Source organism: Amycolatopsis sp. NPDC051372, from assembly GCF_040682095.1.
GTDB lineage: Bacteria > Actinomycetota > Actinomycetes > Mycobacteriales > Pseudonocardiaceae > Amycolatopsis.
The window spans coordinates 68,347-86,232 of record NZ_JBFBAF010000038.1; the positions used below are offsets into that span (position 1 = coordinate 68,347).

The window sequence follows — 17,886 nt, forward strand, 5'->3', positions numbered from 1 at the left end:
CCCGTGCGTGTCAGCGTGCTTCCATCGTAGGCGTGAACGGGCGGAGAACGGCGCAGGGCAGGGCGCGGCTCGTGCGCCCGCCCGCCGTCGGCGCACCCACGTTCACCTGGGACGCAGGCGCGCGCCGGCTGCTGTCCGCACCCGCCGGGTTCCTCCGCGTGCTCGGCGGCCCCGGCACCGGCAAGACGACCTTGCTCGCGACCGCGGCCGCGCGCCGCATCGCCGACGGAGCCGACCCGGAGAGCGTGCTCGTGCTCACCGCGTCACGGCGCGCGGCCGACGCGCTGCGGGCCGACATCACGCGCCGCCTCACGGCCGATCCCGAGCAGTCGTCGGTGTTGCCGCGCACGGTGAGTGAACCGCTCGTGCGCACGGTGCACTCCTACGCGTTTTCGCTGCTTCGCCTCGAAGCCCGCGCCGAAGAGCTGCCGCCACCGCGGTTGCTGGCCGGCGCGGAGCAGGACGTCGTCGTTCGCGACCTGCTGCAGGGCGATCTCGAGATCGGCGCCCCCGACTGGCCCGACCAGCTGCGTCCGGCGCTGCTCGTGCCGGGCTTCGCCGAAGAGTTGCGCGACCTGCTGATGCGCGCGGCCGAGCGCGGGCTCGGCCCCGAGGACCTCGTGGCGCTCGGCCACCGCAAGGACCGCGAGGAGTGGGTGGCGGCGGGGCACTTCTGGGCGCAGTACGAGGAGGTCACGCAGCTGCAGGGCGCGGGCGGCAACGCGCTCGGCGTCCGCAGTGCCCCGGCGCTCGACGCCGCCGAGCTGGTCACCTCCGCCCTGCTCGCCCTCGAAGACGACGAGGAGCTGCGCGAGCGCGAACGCGGCCGCGTGCGGCACCTGTTCGTGGACGATGCCCACCACCTCGACCCGCTGCAGGTCCAGCTGATCCGGCAGATCGGCCAGACCGCGGCCGAGTTCGTGGTGGCCGGTGACCCCGACCAGTCCGTGTTCTCCTTCCGCGGAGCCGATCCCCGGCTGTTCGCCGACGCGGACTCCGACGGCGATCGCACGGTCACGCTCACCACCTCCCACCGGCTCGCCCCAGCCGTGCGCGAGGCCGTGACGAAGCTCGGCGCCACGCTGCCGGGCGCGTCGCAGCACCGGAAACTCGTGTCTCCCCAGGGAAAACGCGGGGGCAAAGTCCGTGTCCGGCTGATGCCGACGCCGGCCGCCGAGGCGAGCTGGATCGCCGACCAGCTGCGCCGCGCCCACCTCGTCGACGGCGTGCCGTGGTCCGAGATGGCGGTGCTCGTGCGTTCGCCCGCGCGGACTTTCCTGGTGCTGCAACGAGCTTTGCGCGCAGCCGGGGTGCCGATCGGCTCGGCGACGCAAGAGCTGCCGCTGGCCAAGCACTCCGCCGTCCGGCCGTTGCTGGCCGTGCTGCGGATCGCGGCCCAACCGGAGCTGCTCGACGTCGACCTCGCCGAAATGCTGCTGTCCTCCGCGCTCGGCGGGGCGGACCCGCTCGCGTTGCGCCGGGTCCGCCGCGGCCTGCGCCGGCTCGAGCTGGCCGGCGGCGGCCAGCGCTCCAGCGACGAGCTGCTCGTGGAAGCCCTGCGCGGCGGCGACATCCTGGTCGGGCTCGCCGACGCCGAGGCGACGCCGGTGCGCCGCGTCGGCAAGCTGCTGAGCGTCACGCACCAGGCGGTCGCTCGCGGTGAAGGCGTGGAGCAAGTGCTGTGGGAGCTGTGGGAGGCCAGTGGCCTGCAGGAACGGCTGCTGCGGTTCGTCGACCGCGGCGGCTCGCTAGGTGCGCAGGCCGACCGTGACCTCGACGCCGTGGTCGCGTTGTTCGACGCCGCCGGTCGTTATGTCGACAGGCTGCCGCGCGCGAGTGTCGCGTCGTTCGCCGACTACCTGTCGTCGCAGAACATCGCCGGGGACACGCTGGCACCCGCCGCGATCCCGGGCGAGGGCGTGTCGCTGCTGACCGCGCACGCGGCCGCGGGCCGCGAGTGGACGGTCGTGGCCGTCGCGGGCGTGCAGGAAGGCGCGTGGCCGGATCTGCGCCTGCGCGGCTCCGTGCTCGGCGTGGAGCGGCTCGTCGACCTGCTGTCCGGAGTCGATGACGGCGACAAGGTCTCCGCCGTCGCCCCGATCCTCGCCGAGGAGCGGCGCCTGTTCTACGTCGCCGCCGCCCGCGCGCGCCGGACGTTGCTGGTCACGGCCGTGGCGGGCGAGGACGAACAGCCGTCCCGCTTCCTCGACGACCTGGAAGAGAACGGCGCCGACGACGGTGCGCTCGACTCCCGCATGAAGCCGCCCGGCCGTTCACTGGTGCTGGCCGAGCTCGTCGGCGAGCTGCGCGAGGTCGTGTGCGACGGCAAGGCCGACCCCGAACGTCGTGCCCGCGCGGCGAAGCAGCTCGCCCGGCTGGCCGACGCCGGCGTGCCCGGCGCGCACCCGAGCACGTGGTACGGCCTGCTGCCGTCTTCCACCGACGAACCGGTGCACAAACCCGGTGACCTCATGCGGATCTCACCGTCCACAGTGGAAATCCTGGTCAAGTGCCCGTTGCGCTGGCTCGTCGAACGCCATGGGGGCAGCGACCCCGCGCAGCTCGCCGCGGTCACGGGAACACTGGTGCACGGCCTCGCGCAAGCCGTCGCGGGCGGGCGCACCGAAGACCAGATCCAGGCCGCGCTCGACGACGCGTGGGTGCGCGTGGACGCCGGCGCACCGTGGTTCTCCCGGCGGGAGCGCAACCGCGTGGAGCAGATGCTGCGCAACTTCGTGGCGTGGCTGGAGGGCAGCCGCAAGGAGCTGATCGAGGCGGGCGTCGAGCAGGACATCGAGGTCGAGCTGCCGATGGGCGACGACGAGGTGCGCGTGATGTTGCGCGGCCGCGTCGATCGCGTGGAGCTGGACAAGGACGGCCGCCCGGTGATCGTGGACATCAAGACCGGCAAGGTGCCCGTGTCCAGCGCCGACGCCGAGCAGCACCCGCAGCTCGCCGCGTACCAGCTCGCCGTGCTGCTCGGCGCGATCGAGGGCAAGAACACCCCGGGTGGGGCGCGGCTGGTCTACGTCGCGAAGACAAACAACAAGACCGGCGCCACGCAACGCGACCAGCCACCGCTCGACGACGACGGCGGCCGGCAGTGGCTCGACCTCGTGCGTTCGGCGGCGGCTGCCGCGGCCGGGCCCGACTACCAAGCCCACGAGAACCCCGACTGCGACCGCTGTCCCGCCCGCAGTTGCTGCCCGCTGCGGCCCGAGGGCAGGCAGGTGACCGGCCCGTGAGCTTGCGGCTCATCGCCAACCCGGTCGAGCCCGCGGAGATCGCCGACGCACTGGGCCTGCACCGCCCGACCCCCGAGCAGGCCACGGTCATCGCCTCGCCCGTGGAGCCGTCGCTGGTCGTCGCGGGCGCCGGCGCGGGCAAGACGGAGACGATGGCCGCGCGGGTGGTGTGGCTGGTGGCCAACGGGATCGTGAGCCCCGAACGCGTGCTGGGCCTGACGTTCACGCGTAAGGCCGCGCGCCAGCTCGGCGAGCGCGTGCGCGCCCGGCTGCGCCGCCTGGCCGGGTCCGGGCTGCTGGAGAAGCTCGACCCGTCGGGCGGGTTGCGCGCCACGGTCGTCGCCGGTGAGCCCACCGTGCTGACCTATCACGCGTACGCCGGGCGGCTGTTGTCGGAGCACGGTCTGCGGTTGCCGGTGCAGCCGGGCGTGCGGCTGCTTTCGGAGACGTCTTCGTGGCAGCTCGCGCACCGCGTGGTGTCCACTTGGGACGACGATCTAGACACCGACCGCGTGCCGTCCTCGGTCACGGCGCAGCTGCTCGCGCTGGCCGGGGAGCTCGGCGAGCACCTCGTGTCGACCGAACGGCTCGCCCAGTACACGACGTGGCTGTGCGAGGTGATCGAGAACGCGCCGCGCGCCAAGGGGCAGCGGGCGGCACTGCCGCAGAAGCTGCAGGAAGTGATGGCGGCGCAACGATTCCGGCTCGCGCTGCTGCCGCTCGTCGAGGCCTACCACCGGCGCAAGCGGGCCGAGGGCGCGCTCGATTTCGCCGACCAGATGTCGCTCGCGGCGCAGCTGGCCGACGGCTACCCGGCCGTGATCACCGGTGAACGCGAGCGCTACGGCGCCGTGCTGCTCGACGAGTACCAGGACACCGGCCACGCGCAACGCGTGCTGCTGCGGTCGCTGTTCGGCGGGGGAGACCACGCGCCGATGCCGGTCACCGCCGTGGGCGACCCGGCGCAGGCCATCTACGGCTGGCGCGGCGCTTCGGCGGCCAACCTGCCTCGCTTCACCACCGACTTCCCGCGCCACGCCGACGGGCGGCTCGCGCCCGCGCACGAGTTCGGCCTGCTCACGAGCTTCCGCAACCCGCCGCAGATCCTGGACCTGGCCAATGCCGTGGCCGAACCGTTGCGGGCGCGCGGCCTCGGCGTCGAGCCGCTGCGGGCGCGTGAGGGCGCCGGTCCGGCGGACATCGCCGTGGCACTGCTGCCGGATGTTCGAGCCGAACGCGAGTGGGTGGCCGACGCGCTGGCGCGGCGCTGGCTCGCCGAGAAAGAGGAGACGGGCAAGCCACCGACGGCTGCCGTGCTGGTGCGCCGGCGCGCGGACATGGCGCCGATCGCGGCCGAGCTGCGGATGCGCGGGCTGCCCGTGGAGGTCGTCGGCCTCGGCGGGCTGCTCGACGAACCGGAGGTCGCCGACCTCGTCAGCACGCTGCGGGTGCTGGCCGACCCGCTCGCCGGCAGCGCGGCGGCCCGCCTGCTCACGGGCGCGCGCTGGCGGCTCGCGGCGGCGGACCTGGCCGCGCTGTGGCGGCGCGCGGGGGAGCTGTCTTCGCCCGTGCCGCAGGCGGATTCCGAAGACGAACCCGTGCTCGTCACCGAACGCGCCGAGCAGGCCGGGCTCATCGACGCCGTCGACGAACCCGGCAAGCCCGAGCGCTACTCCGAGGACGGCTATCGGCGGATCCGGCGCATCGGTGCGGAGCTGGCCGCGTTGCGCCGGCGCCTCGACCAGTCGTTGCCCGAGCTGGTGGCCGACGTCGAACGCACGATGCTGCTCGACGTCGAATCCCTGGCGCGCCCGGGCTCCGCCGGCCGCGCGCACCTCGACGCGTTCGCGGAGGTCGTCACCGACTACGCCGAGACCGCCCCGACCGCGACCCTCCTGTCCTTTGTGGACTATCTCAACACCGCCGCCCACGCCGAAGACGGCCTCACGCCCGGCGAGGTCGAGGTCGTGCCCGACCGCGTGCAGGTGCTCACCGTGCACTCCGCCAAGGGACTGGAGTGGGAGGTCGTGGCCGTGCCGCACCTCGTGGCGGAGGTGTTCCCGAGCAAGCGCCGGTCCTCGTCGTGGCTGCGCACGGCGACGTCGCTGCCCGCGTTGCTGCGCGGTGACTCGGCCGACCTGCCTGAGCTGCACGTTTCCGACGGCTTCGACCGCAAGGAGGTGCAGGAGGCCCTCGAACTGCACGAGGAGGGTTTCGCCGAGCGGGAGGCCGACGAGGAACGCCGGCTCTGTTACGTCGCGTTGACGCGGTCGGAACGCTCGCTGATCGTCTCCGGCCACTGGTGGAACGAGAGCAGCACACGCGCGAAGGGACCGTCGGTGTTCCTCACGGAGATCGCCGACGTACTGCGCGCGGCCGATCCGCCGATCGGCGTGCTGGACGCGTGGGCCGACGAACCTGCCGAGGACGAGGAGAACCCGCTGGTCGCGGACTCCCGCAAGGCGAGCTGGCCCGTCGACCCGCTGGGCGACCGTCGGACCGGGGTGTCGACGGGCGTCGAGATGGTGTTCGCGGCGATGGCGGCGTTGCCCGAAACGCCCGAAGAGGCAGGACCCGCGGCGGCGAAGGCCGAACCTGAGCAGCCGGAACTGTTCGGCGTCGCCGAAGACGACGAGGTGCCGCTGCCGCCCGAACCCGACGAGTTCGACGAAGAACCTTACGAGGACGAAGAAACCTACGAGGAAAACGACGAGGACGACGAAGACGACGTCGACCCCGAAGACCCCGACGGCTGGGCCGCCGACACCGACGTGCTGCTCGCCGAACGCGCCCGCGCCCAGGCCACTGTGGACCGAGTCGTGCTTCCCGCCCAGCTTTCCGTGAGCCAGCTCGTGGAGCTCGCCGCCGACGCCGAAGCACTCGCCCGGAAGCTGCGGCGCCCGCTTCCGTTGCCGCCCAACACCTTCGTCCGCCGCGGCACCGCGTTCCACACCTGGCTCGAACAGCGCTTCTCCGGCGAGGGCCTGCTGGAGATCGACGACTTGCCCGGCGCCGCCGACGTCGGCGAGGCCCCCGACTCCGATTTCGAAGAACTGCAAGAAGCCTTCGAACGCAGCGAGTGGGCCGAGCGCGTGCCGCTGGCCGTGGAGGTGCCGTTCTCGGCCGACGTCGAGGGCATCACCGTGCGCGGCCGGATGGACGCCGTCTACGCGGATCCCGACGGCGGCTGGACCGTGGTGGACTGGAAAACCGGCTCCGTCCCGTCAGCCGACCGCCTGCCCGCGCTGGCCGTGCAGCTCGGCGCGTACCGGCTCGCGTGGGCGGCGCTGAAGAACGTGCCGGTGGACCGCGTGCGTGCCGCGTTCCATTACGTCCGCCACGGCCACACGCTCAGCCCCGCCGACCTCCTGGACGCCGAAGGCCTGCGCGACCTGCTCCGCAGCGTCCCGCGCGAGTGACTGTGCCGCGCGAGTGACTGTGCCGCGCGAGTGATTCAGGCGTTGTCGCGAACCTTCAACGCCCACTTCACGAGCGGCCACTGCGCCGTCAACCGGAACCAGGCGCCCGCGCGCACCGGCGCCGACAGCTTCTTGCGTTCGAAGTCCAGCGCCATCTTCACATTGCCGGGGAACACACCCACGAACAGCAGCGCCGCCGCGAGCCCGCCCAGCCGGCGGGTCCGGGGCAGCGCGATGGCCGCCGCCACGCCGAGCTCGGCGGCGCCCGAGGCGTACGTCCACGCGCGACGCGAACCGGGGAGCTCCTCCGGTACCAGCGCGTCGTACTGCTTGGGGCGCAGGAAGTGCGTCAGGCCCGCGGAGGCGAGGAAACCAGCCAGCCAGTACGCGGGCCGTTGCGGCCTGCTCGAGTCGGACATGCGTCCAGCCTGCCACAACGTGATCACCGCGACGGGTGTGCGGGCGATGACCTTCGGCTATCCTCCCCGCTGTGAGTGACGCCGAACACCCGCGGGGAGCCGGTGCATGAAAGCCTTGAAACGGCTGCCCCTGAACGTCCGGCTCAACGACCGCCCCGACCACGAGCTCGTCGGCGTGATCCGGATGCCGGAGTTCACCACCAGCCCGATGCGCTCGATCGTCAAACGGATCATCGGCGCGCTGCTCGCCCTGCTGGCGACCGTGCTGATCGTGTTCGCCGACCGCGGCGGCTACCGCGATGTCAACGGCGACGGGGTGTCCTTCCTCGACGCGATCTACTACTCCACCGTCTCGCTCTCCACGACCGGCTACGGCGACATCGCGCCGGCCTCGGCCTCGGCGCGGCTGGTGAACGTCCTCATCATCACGCCCCTGCGCGTGCTCTTCCTCATCGTCCTCGTCGGGACCACGCTGGAGGTGCTCACGGAGCGCTCCCGGCAGGCATTCAAGATCCAGAAGTGGAGGACGAAGGTGCGTGACCACACCGTCGTCGTCGGATTCGGCACCAAGGGCCGCTCGGCCGTCAACGCGCTGCTCGGTGACGAGGACGTGCAGCCCAGCCGCATCGTCGTGGTCGACACCGACCAGCAGGCGCTGGAGGCGGCGAGTTCGATGGGCCTGGTGACCGTGCACGGTTCCGCGACCAGGGCTGACGTGCTGCGTGTGGCCGGCGTGCAGCACGCGAAGGCCGTGGTCGTGGCCCCGAACCGCGACGACACCGCCGTGCTGGTCACGCTCACCGCGCGCGAGCTGGCGCCGAAGTCGCACATCGTGGCGTCGGTGCGGGAGGCGGAGAACGTCCACCTGCTCAAGCAGTCGGGCGCGAACCAGGTCGTGGTCTCGAGCGAGACGGCCGGGCGTCTGCTGGGAATGGCGACGTCGACGCCGCTCGTGGTCGACATGGTCGAGGACCTCATCACGCCGGAGTCGGGCCTGGCGATCGCCGAGCGCGCCGTGGAGCCGTCCGAAGAGGGCGGTTCGCCGCGGCACCTGCCCGACATCGTGCTCGGCGTGGTCCGCGACGGCGTGCTCTACCGCGTCGACGCTCCGCAGGCCGATGCGATCGAACCGGGTGATCGGCTGCTGTACGTCAAGAAGGTCACCTCGGTCGACAAGGTCGAATCCTGATCCGTGACTTCTTGACCATTGGGTGACGTCCGATCGGCGGAGGGTGACGCCGGTGGTCGGGACCTCACTGGGTTTTGCCCCGTGGATCTGGAACCATGGCGGCGTGCAGCTCTCCGACCTCACGAGCAAGACCTCAGTCCAGAGGTGGCTGCAGGTGGGCATCCCGGCTGCCGCCGGCGTGCTCGTGGTGGTGCTGGCATGGCTCGCCGGGCCCGGCCTGTTCGGCATCGCGGGCGACGCGGCCGGCGCGCCCGTGCAGGCCGAGGTGACCCAGCCGGCCGCGTGCTCGGCGGGGAATCCGGTCGAGTCCGTCACGTTCAGCCTCGGCGGCAAGCCGCGCCAGGGCACGCTCAACGGTTGTGGCCACGCCAAAGGCGAACGCGTCGAGGTCGGCGTGCCCGTGGACGCTCCGGCCGACGGCCCGATCACCGTCAGCGCGGCCGACACCTCGGCGGGCGCTCAGGACTCGCGCGGCCCGGTCGCGCTCGTGCTGCTGGTCTTCGCGTGCTTCGCCGGCGGCATGTACGCGTTCCTGGTCATCAAGGGCTCGGGCAAGCTCGCGCTCCTGCACTGAGCCGGCGCGTCAGCCCGCCGTACCGGCGTCGAGCCGCTCCCGGATGTCGTACGCGTCCGGCAGACCGTGCTCCCCGCTCACGGGACTTCAGCCGGCACCGGGTCCCTAGCTGACCAGGGACGACGGCGCCGCGAACGTGTTGCAGTCGGCGATCCGGTTGGCCTTCGCGCCCTGGCGCCACCAGTAGGCGTAGTGGGCGTTGGTGCCGTGGTCGTGACTGTGGGAGGTGTTGTCGCCGCGGGTTTCCTGGTCGTTCCAGGCCTTGTTGTACATGTCGCGGGTGATCGTGCCGCCCTGGTCCACGTGGGCACCGAGGAACATGCCCGAGAAGCACTGGGCCTGAAGCTCCTTGCGCCGCGACATCTCCAGGCCTTCGGGGCTGTTCTGGCCGGCCGCGTAGATCTTCTGCCACGCGGCGTCCATGATCCCGGCGACCTCCTGCACGTGGTGGCCGTACTCGTGCGCGAACAACGCCAGGTAGACACCCGGGTTGTTGCCGTACTGGTCGGTCTGCAGGCCCGCGAAGGGCACGTACAGGTTGTCCTCGCAGTAGTACGCCGCCGTCGCGATGCCGACCTGGATCGTGCCGCACGCGGTTTCGAAGCTCGGCCCGGTCGGGAAGTGCAGCGCGGGCGGGGTGAACGGCAGGTCGTAGGCCTGGAGGAACGGGCCCCAAGCCGCGTCGAGGCACTTGCTGGCCGCGGTGAAGAACGCTTCGGCGCCCGACTGCGTGCTCTGCCACGTCGGCAGGTCGCAGACGCGGTTCTGCAGCCCGGCGTTGGGGTCCTGCAGGATCGGGTGGTCGGCCAGCTTGAGGATCTTCTGCGGGCCGGTGGAGCTCGGCTCGGAGGATTCCGTCGGCGCCGAGGACGCGGTGGAGGACGAGCCGTTGTTGGGCGGCAGCTCGAACGCGCTGGTCGGCGCGGGTGCCGGCGGGTTCTGGTAGCCGGTGGCGTTGACGTTCTGGCTCGGCCGGTTCAGCGCGACGATCGCGACGACCCCGAGCACCAGCACCGTGACGGCACCGAGCGCGATCCCGATGATCGCGCCCGGCGACTTCTTCTGGTGCTGCGGCGGGAAGCGCTGCGGCGGGTACTGGCTCATCCATGGGCTCTGTGGCGGCGGCCCTTGCGGAGGTCCCTGCGCCGGGCCCCGCATCGACGGACCCTGCATCGACGGACCCTGCATCGACGGACCCTGCATCGACGGACCCTGCATCGACGGACCCTGCGGCGGGGGACCCGCGGGTCCCTGCCTGCCAGGCCCGTGACCCGGGACCGGCGGTGGTTGAACGGTCCCGCGAGGCGGCACCTGGCCGTAAGGCGGTTGCGTCATCAGGGCAGTCCCGGAGGGTCTCGGCACGGGCCGGGCGGCCCCCGGCTTCCGTTCAGCATATCGGGGGAACGGGGGCCGTACGCAGCACTCGTGCCGACGCCGTCACCCGACCCGGGTGTCACCCCAGGTCTGGCCCGGTTTGGGCGCCTCTGGAAGAGTGAGCGGCAGCAAGTGACGGGTCGTGATTACGAGGGGCTTCGATGACAGACACACCCGGTTCGCCGGGGTCCGGCGCACCCGACGACGCGCCCACCCCGAGCCAGGGTTTCCAGCGTCCCGAACCGACCAGTCCTGAACAGACCGGTTCCACGGGTACGCCCGCTTCCGGTGCGCCAGCGTCCGGCAATGCGCGGCCCGAAGGCTCGCAGCAGACGCCCGGCTCCGGCGGCGTTTCGCCGCAGCAGCCCCAGACCCCGCAGACTCCGCCGTCCGGCGGCTGGCAGTCGCCGGGGCAGCAGCAGGCCCCGCCGCCCAGCGGTCAGTGGCAGTCGCCCGGCCGGCAGTACGGCCAGCCGATGCCGCAGTACCCCGGCGGCGCCTACGGGCAGCAGGGCGGCTGGACCCCGCACGGCCTCGGCAAACCCGGCGTGATCTCGTTGCGCCCGCTCAACGTCGGCGACATCCTCGACGGCGCGATCACCGCCATCCGCCGCTACCCGGTGCTGATCCTGGGCACGTCGGCGGTCATCGCCGTGTTCGTGGCGGGCCTGAACCTCATCGTGCAGCTCGTGGTGCAGCCCGACCTCAACCGCGTCGCGACGCTCGGTCCGGCCGCCACGCAGCAGGAAGCGCTCGACGCGATGTACAACCTGCTGGGCACCACCGCGTTGTCGCTGATCCCGACGCTGATCATCACGCTGCTCGGCCAGACGTTTCTCACCGGTTTCCTCACGGTCGTGATGGGCAAGGCCGTGCTCGGCCGTCCGGTCGACTTCCGCACGGCGCTGCGCGAAGCCGCGCCGCGGCTGCTTCCGCTGCTGGGCCTGACGGTCCTGTACGCGCTGGCCACCATGGTCGCCGCGATCTTCTGCCTGCTGCCGGCCGTGATCCCGTACGTGTTCTGGGCGCTTGCCAGCCCCGCGCTGGTGCTGGAGCGCGGCACGATCCGGCAGGCGTTCGGCCGTTCGCGCACGCTCGTGTCGGGCGCGTTCTGGCGCGTGCTCGGCATCCTGCTGCTGGCCGCCGTGATCGGCTGGCTGATCTCGGCGATCATCGGCATCCCGTTCGATCTGGGTTCGGGCGCGTTCTCCGGCCTGTTCGACCCGCAGGCCACGGTGCCGGTCCAGACCACCGGCGGCCTGGTGCTGAGCGCGGTGGGCGTGGTGATCGCGAGGACGATCGTCGCGCCGTTCATCGCGCTGGTCACGGTGGTCCTCTACATCGACCAGCGGATGCGCCGCGAGGGCATGGACATCGAGCTGGCGCGCGCCGCGGGCCTCAACCCGCCGCCGGCGGCGCCGCGGCAGGCGTGGTGACGTTCCTGCTCACCGACGTCCCGGTCGACATCGACCGAGACCCCGCCCACCTGCGGGCGATCCAGGAGCTGAGCGACCCGTCGTACGCGGCTGCGCGGCCCGGTGTGCTGCAGCAGGTCGCCCAATGGCTGGGCGAGAAGCTCAGCGAGCTGCTGAGCAGCCTGTCCGGCGTGCCGGGCGGGCCGCTGGGTCTGCTGCTGATCATCGGGCTCCTGATCGTGCTGATCGTGGTGGTGCGGCTGCGCGTCGGGAAGGTCGGACGCGCGGCGCAGGCGGCGCGGCAGGTCTTCTCGGGCCGCCGCCGCAGCGCCGACGAGTACCGCAAGGCGGCCCAACAGGCCGCCGCACAAGGACAGTTCGCCGACGCCGTGCGTGAGCGCTTCCGCGCCATCGTGCGCGGCCTCGAAGAACGCGCGCTGCTCGACTCGCGCTCCGGCCGCACGGCCGACGAAGCCGCCGCCGAAGCGGGCGCGCTGCTGCCCGCCCTCGCCGCCGACCTCGCGGCGGGCGCCCGGCAGTTCGACGACGTGCACTACGGCGGCCGGCCCGGCACCGAAGCCGCTTACCGCGCCCTGACCGACCTCGACGACCGCGTCCGCCGTGAGCGGCCGGTGCTGGTGGGCGCGTGAGCACTTCTGTCTCGCCTGATCTCCGGCGCATTTGGCGCGGCGTGCGGGTTCCGCTCGCGCTCCTGCTGCTGATCGTTCTCGTCGCGCTGGCGCTGGTGCTCAGCCGCGGCGACCAGACGAGCGGCGAGCTCGAACCCGGTTCCTACGAACCGAACGGCAGCCACGCCCTTTCCCACCTGCTGCAAGAAGAAGGTGTCGACGTCCACCCCGTCCACACCATCGCCGAGGCGCTGCAGCAGGTCGACGGCGGCACGCTCGTGATCACCGCGCCGGACCGGGTGCCGGGCGAGGGGCTCGTCGACCTTCGCCGCCGCGTCGCGCACCTGGTGCTGCTGGCGCCGGGGCCGGAGGCACTGTCCAAAGTGCTCCCGACGGTGAGCGCGGTCGGCAGCGCCGACGTCGCCACGCTCGACCCGGATTGCACGGTCGGCGCCGCGGTCGGCGCCGGTCCCGCGACGCTCGGCGGCACGCGTTTCCGCACCGACGACCCCGAAGCCCGCCAGTGCTACCGCGACGGCCAGGCGCCGACGTTCGTGCAGGTCGCCGACCGTTCGGGCACGGTCACCGTGCTCGGCACGGGCGCGCCGCTGACCAACGACCGCCTCGCCGACGAAGGCAACGCGGCGCTCGGGATGCGGCTGCTGGGCGACCACCGGCGGCTCGTCTGGTACGTGCCGTCGCCGACGGATCCCGCGCTCGGCGCCGGGCAGAAGTCCTTCTACGAGCTCGTCCCGCCCGGCTGGCGCTACGGCGCTTTGACGGCCGGGATCGCCGTGGTGCTGCTGGCTTTGTGGCGCGCGCGCCGCCTCGGCGCGGTGGTGAGCGAACCGTTGCCGATCGTGGTGCGGGCGGCGGAAACGGCCGAGGGCCGGGCACGGCTGTATCGCCGGGGCGGCGCGGCCGGGCACGCCGCGGAGACGTTGCGGGAAGCGGCCCGCGCGCGGCTGCGCACGAGGCTGGGCTTGCCGCGTGATGCCGAGGCGGCCGCGGTCGTCGAGACGGTGAGCGCGCGCTCGGGCCGGAACCCGGCCGAGGTCGGCGGCGTGCTCTACGGACCGCCCCCGGCCGACGAGGCCGGGCTGGTCCGGCTGGCGGACGAACTGGACAGCGTGGAACGAGAGGTGGAGCGGTCTTGAGTACCGAACAGACGCAGGCGCCGAATCAGGCTCAAGACGCGCGAGCGGCCCTGATCGCCCTGCGCACCGAGGTCGGCAAGGCCGTGGTGGGCAACGACGCGGCCGTGACCGGGCTCATCCTGGCGCTGCTCTGCCGCGGCCACGTGCTGCTGGAGGGCGTGCCCGGTGTCGCGAAGACGTTGCTGGTGCGGGCTTTGGCGGCGTCGCTGGACCTGAAGACCAAGCGCGTGCAGTTCACCCCCGACCTGATGCCGGGCGACGTCACGGGTTCGCTCGTGTACGACGCGCACAGCGGCGAGTTCTCGTTCCGCGAGGGCCCGGTGTTCACGAACCTGCTGCTGGCCGACGAGATCAACCGCACGCCGCCGAAGACGCAGTCTTCGCTGCTCGAGGCGATGGAGGAGCGGCAGGTCTCGATCGACGGCACGCCGCGGCCGTTGCCCGACCCGTTCATGGTGATCGCGACGCAGAACCCCGTGGAGTACGAGGGCACCTACCCGCTGCCGGAAGCGCAGCTGGACCGGTTCCTGCTCAAGCTCACGATGCCGGCGCCCTCGCGTGAGGACGAGATCGGCATCCTCTGGCGCCACGCGCAGGGTTTCGACCCGCGGGACCTCGCCGCCGCGGGCCTCCGTCCGGTCGCCGGCGCGGAGCAGCTCGCGACCGCGCGCCAGGCCGTTGCCCGCGTGACGATCGGGCCCGAGGTCATCGGTTACGTCGTGGACCTGTGCCGCGCGACGCGCGAGCTGCCGGCCGTGCGCATCGGTGTTTCCCCGCGTGGCGCAACGGCTTTGCTCGCCGTCACGCGCGCGTGGGCCTGGCTCGCCGGGCGCGACTACGCGACGCCGGACGACGTGAAGGCGCTGGCCCGGCCCGCGCTGCGGCACCGGCTCGACGTGCGGCCCGAGGCCGAGCTCGAGGGCGTGACCGCCGACGGCGTCCTCGACCGGGTGCTGGCCTCCGTGCCGGTGCCGCGCTGAGCGGTGGCCCTCACCGGGCGGCTCGGGCTGCTGGCGCTGCTGGGTGCGCTGGTGGTCGGGCTGCTGTTCCCGTCCGCGGCCGGCGTGCTCGGCGTCGTCGTGGTGCTGCTCGTGCTGGTGGCCGTGGACCTCGTGTTCGCCGGCAGCGTGCGCGCGCTGCGGTTTTCGCGTAGTGGCACCACTTCCGTGCGCCTCGGCGAGCCCGCCGAGGTCACCCTGACCGTCGCGAACCCGGGCCGACGCGGCGTGCGCGGGCTGCTGCGCGACGCGTGGCCGCCTAGCGCGGGCGCCGACGACCGGCACCGGATCTCCGTGCCATCGGGCGAACGCCGGGTCTTCACCACCGCGATGCTGCCGACGCGCCGAGGCGACCGCCGGGCGTTCCGCGTGACCGTGCGCGCGGCGGGACCGCTCGGCCTCGCGGCGCGCCAGGGTTCGCACGAGGTGCCGTGGTCGGTGCGTGTGCTGCCGCCGTTCCACAGCCGCAAGCACCTCCCGTCACGGCTGGCGCGGCTGCAGCAGCTCGACGGCCGCAGCGCCGTGATGATCCGCGGCCAGGGCACGGAGTTCGACTCCCTGCGCGAATACGTGGCCGGCGACGACGTCCGCTCCATCGACTGGCGCGCCACCGCCCGCGCGGCCGACGTGATGGTCCGCACCTGGCGCCCGGAACGCGACCGGCACGTGGTGCTCGTCCTCGACACCGGCCGCGTTTCCGCCGGCCGCGTCGGCGACGCACCCCGGCTCGACGCCGCCATGGACGCCGCGCTGCTGCTGGCCGCCTTGGCCTCCCGCGCCGGCGACCGCGTGGACCTGCTGGCCTACGACCGCCGCGTGCGCGCCGCCGTGCCGGGCTCGTCGGCCACGACGTTGCTGCCGTCGCTCGTGAACGCCATGGCGCCACTCGAACCGTCCCTGGTGGAGACCGACTCCCGCGGCATGGTCGCGGAAATCCTCCAGCGCACCCGTCGCCGCGCCCTTGTCGTGCTCCTGACCGGCCTCGACGCGGCGCCGCTCGAAGAGGGCCTGTTCCCCGTGCTGAGCTCCCTGACCTCTCGGCACCAGGTGATCGTCGCGTCCGTGGCCGACCTGCGCGTCGCCGAAATGGCATCGGGCCGCGGCGACGCCGAAGCCGTCTACGACGCCGCTGCCGCCGAGCGCACGCTGGCCGAACGCGCCTCCGTCACCGCCCGCCTGGGCCGCCGCGGCGTCGAGGTGGTGGATGCCGTGCCGGAGGACCTCCCTCCGGCACTGGCGGACCGGTACTTGGCACTGAAGGCCGCGGGCCGGCTGTAGGGGAGTTCGGTCCTGCGCCGGACGAGGTCCCAGCACGAGATCCGGCACCCGATGGAGTGGCTCCGCTTGGTCCGCCACACTCCCTGCTGTTAAGCCGGAAGTAACTTCGGCCCGAGGGAGTGCGCGCGTGCGTCGGCTGCTGTTCGTGGTGGTGCTGCTGTTCATCGGGTCCGGCGGGGTCGCCTACGCGGCCGACGGCGCGCCCGTCTACCTCGCCGACGGTGGGGGCACCGTCTCCCTCGCCACCGTAGGCGGCAAGGTGCAGCTGGCCGACGCGAAGGACCCGGGCGCGGCCTGGACATACGACAAGGCGTCCCAGCACTACCGCAATGTCGCGAGTGGACAGTGCCTCGCGGCGCAGAGTCCGGTCGACGGCGCGGGTGTGCTCCTGGCCGCTTGCGCCGACGGGGACCACAAGCAGCAGTGGCGGCGCGTGGCGGGCAACCCGGGGCTGGTGACGATCGCGAATGTCGCCTCCGCTCGCTGCCTCACCGCCGAGGGGCCTACGCCGGGCGCGCGGCTGTACCAGGAAGTCTGTTCGCTGCCGGGCCTGTCCAACGCGTGGGCGGCGGGCGGCCGCACGCTCGCCATCCTGTCCGGCAACGGCCAGCACCTGGCCACGAAAGACCCCGCGAACCCGTTCGTGGTCCGGGTGATCGGCGAGAACGGTCAGCCGGCGCCCGACGTGCCCGTCACCTTCTACGTCCACGCCGCCCGGGCGCAGAACGTGCTGGTCTTCGAAGGCGGCAAGGAAACCGCACAGGCCAAAACCGGCGCCGACGGGGAAGCCACGAGCCCGAAGCTCGTCCTCACCGACCCCGGCGAGTTCGACATCCGCTTCACCGGCAGCGCCACCCTCGACGACGGCAACTCCATCGCCTTCGAGGGCAGCTGCCTCTGCTAGCCCGCTTCCGGCAGCGCGTCGCCGGTGTAGCGGCGGTCGAGGTCACCCCGCTCGCCGTCGCGCGCGGCGCGGCGGCCGAGCGTGAAGATGTAGGTCAGGAACAGCAGCTCCACGACCGCGCCGATGCCGATGCGCACCCACGTCGGCCAGCCCGACGGCGTGACGAAGGCCTCGATCACGCCGGACACCAGCAGCACGCACGCCAGCCCGAGTGCGATCACGACCACGGACCGGCCCTGTTCGGCCAGCGCGGCGCTGCGGGAGCGGCGGCCGGGGTCGATCACGGTCCAGCCGAGCTTCAGGCCGGTGCCCGCGGCGATGAACACGGCCGTGAGCTCCAGCAGGCCGTGGGGCAGCAGCAGGCCGAGCAGCACGTCGCCGCGGCCCGCCGAGGACATCAGGCCGATGGCGATGCCCGCGTTGAGTGAGTTGAGCCACAGTGCGCTGATCACAGGCAGGCCCAGCGCGACGCCCAGGAACAGGCAGGTCGCGGCCACCCACGCGTTGTTCGTCCACACCTTTGCGGCGAACGAGCTCGCCGGCCCGGTCGAGTAGTACGTCTCGTACTGGCCGCCGGGCGCCGTCATGGCCTTGATCTCGTCGGGGGAGACCAACGCCGAACGCACGGACTCGTCGCTCGCGATCCACACGCCGAGCACCGCCATCACGACCACCGACGCCAGCGCGGCGGGGATCCACCAGCGCCGGCTGAGGTACACCGCGGCCGGGAAACGGCGGGTGAAGAACAGCGCCACCTCGCGCCACGCCGGGCTGTGCGAGCCCGTGACGGCCGAACGGCCCCGCGCGACCAGGGCCGACAGCCGCGCCAGCAGGGCCGGGTCGGGCGCCGTCGAGCGGATGATCGACAGGTGCGTCGCCGTGCGCTGGTAGAGCGTCACGAGCTCGTCGGCCTCGGCCCCGGACAGCCTGCGCTGCCGCACGAGCTCACCGAGCCGGGCCCACTCCGCGCCGTGCGCCGCGACGAAGACGTCGACGTCCACCGGATCACCTCCTGGAGCCACAGCCTAGGGCTCACTGCGCTGTCTGTTGCCGATCCGGCCACAGTCACGGCGGATATCGTTGCGACATGCGGGCGGTGCTCGGTTGGGTGTCCGCCTACTTTTGGCCGGACCGGCAACTGTGCCGTCTGTTGCCGATCCGGCCACAGTCACGGCGGATATCGTTGCGATATGCGGGCGGTGCTCGGTTGGGTGTCCGCCTACTTTTGGCCGGACCGGCAACTGTGCCGTCTGTTGCCGATCCGGCCACAGTCACGGCGGATATC

At 72.6% G+C, this 17,886-nt stretch carries 13 protein-coding genes; 10 read left to right on the top strand and 3 right to left on the bottom strand.

Annotated elements, in window-relative coordinates:
- Positions 1-71: 71 nt before the first annotated feature.
- Together AB0M56_RS41615 and AB0M56_RS41620 are read left to right on the top strand one after the other, a co-directional pair.
- Positions 72-3,245 carry an ATP-dependent DNA helicase gene (locus AB0M56_RS41615; RefSeq protein ID WP_364186575.1) on the top strand — a complete coding sequence of 1,058 codons (3,174 nt, stop codon included), beginning with the start codon at positions 72-74 and terminating at the stop codon, positions 3,243-3,245.
- On the top strand, positions 3,242-6,664 hold the full coding sequence (locus AB0M56_RS41620; RefSeq protein WP_364186538.1) for an ATP-dependent DNA helicase: 3,423 nt from the start codon (positions 3,242-3,244) through the stop codon (positions 6,662-6,664). The genes AB0M56_RS41615 and AB0M56_RS41620 overlap by 4 nt, the downstream gene beginning before the upstream one ends.
- Before the next feature lie 35 nt (positions 6,665-6,699).
- Here the strand turns inward: AB0M56_RS41620 and AB0M56_RS41625 are convergent, their stop codons facing one another.
- Positions 6,700-7,083, bottom strand: coding sequence for a hypothetical protein (locus tag AB0M56_RS41625; RefSeq protein WP_364186539.1), 384 nt, complete (start codon positions 7,081-7,083; stop codon positions 6,700-6,702).
- Between the two features lie 106 nt (positions 7,084-7,189).
- Between AB0M56_RS41625 and AB0M56_RS41630 the strand changes: the two genes are divergently transcribed.
- Positions 7,190-8,272 (top strand): NAD-binding protein, encoded by a 1,083-nt coding sequence (locus tag AB0M56_RS41630; protein ID WP_364186540.1) that lies wholly within the window; start codon positions 7,190-7,192, stop codon positions 8,270-8,272.
- Between the two features lie 154 nt (positions 8,273-8,426).
- Entirely contained in the window at positions 8,427-8,846 is a 420-nt protein-coding gene (locus AB0M56_RS41635) for a hypothetical protein (protein WP_364186577.1), read from the top strand.
- A 105-nt stretch (positions 8,847-8,951) separates the two neighbouring features.
- Here AB0M56_RS41635 and AB0M56_RS41640 read toward each other — a convergent pair whose 3' ends face one another.
- Positions 8,952-9,950, bottom strand: a complete 999-nt coding sequence (locus tag AB0M56_RS41640; RefSeq protein ID WP_364186542.1) for a neutral zinc metallopeptidase — start codon at positions 9,948-9,950, stop codon at positions 8,952-8,954.
- A 431-nt stretch (positions 9,951-10,381) separates the two neighbouring features.
- Between AB0M56_RS41640 and AB0M56_RS41645 the strand changes: the two genes are divergently transcribed.
- The 6 genes from AB0M56_RS41645 (at position 10,382) to AB0M56_RS41670 (ending at position 16,601) form a co-directional block, all read left to right on the top strand.
- A complete protein-coding gene (locus AB0M56_RS41645) occupies positions 10,382-11,656 on the top strand; it encodes a hypothetical protein (RefSeq protein WP_364186544.1) in 1,275 nt (424 codons plus the stop codon).
- Positions 11,650-12,285 carry a DUF4129 domain-containing protein gene (locus tag AB0M56_RS41650; protein WP_364186546.1) on the top strand — a complete coding sequence of 212 codons (636 nt, stop codon included), beginning with the start codon at positions 11,650-11,652 and terminating at the stop codon, positions 12,283-12,285. Before AB0M56_RS41645 ends, AB0M56_RS41650 begins: the two co-directional genes overlap by 7 nt.
- On the top strand, positions 12,282-13,421 hold the full coding sequence (locus AB0M56_RS41655) for a DUF4350 domain-containing protein (protein WP_364186547.1): 1,140 nt from the start codon (positions 12,282-12,284) through the stop codon (positions 13,419-13,421). The genes AB0M56_RS41650 and AB0M56_RS41655 overlap by 4 nt, the downstream gene beginning before the upstream one ends.
- Positions 13,418-14,401 carry a MoxR family ATPase gene (locus AB0M56_RS41660; RefSeq protein ID WP_364186549.1) on the top strand — a complete coding sequence of 328 codons (984 nt, stop codon included), beginning with the start codon at positions 13,418-13,420 and terminating at the stop codon, positions 14,399-14,401. The genes AB0M56_RS41655 and AB0M56_RS41660 overlap by 4 nt, the downstream gene beginning before the upstream one ends.
- 3 nt (positions 14,402-14,404) lie before the next feature.
- Entirely contained in the window at positions 14,405-15,697 is a 1,293-nt protein-coding gene (locus tag AB0M56_RS41665) for a DUF58 domain-containing protein (protein ID WP_364186551.1), read from the top strand.
- Positions 15,698-15,824: 127 nt separating this feature from the next.
- Positions 15,825-16,601, top strand: coding sequence for a ricin-type beta-trefoil lectin domain protein (locus AB0M56_RS41670; protein WP_364186553.1), 777 nt, complete (start codon positions 15,825-15,827; stop codon positions 16,599-16,601).
- Here the strand turns inward: AB0M56_RS41670 and AB0M56_RS41675 are convergent.
- Positions 16,598-17,602, bottom strand: a complete 1,005-nt coding sequence (locus tag AB0M56_RS41675) for a stage II sporulation protein M (protein WP_364186555.1) — start codon at positions 17,600-17,602, stop codon at positions 16,598-16,600. The two genes, AB0M56_RS41670 and AB0M56_RS41675, sit on opposite strands and share 4 nt — an antisense overlap.
- Positions 17,603-17,886 lie beyond the last annotated feature (284 nt).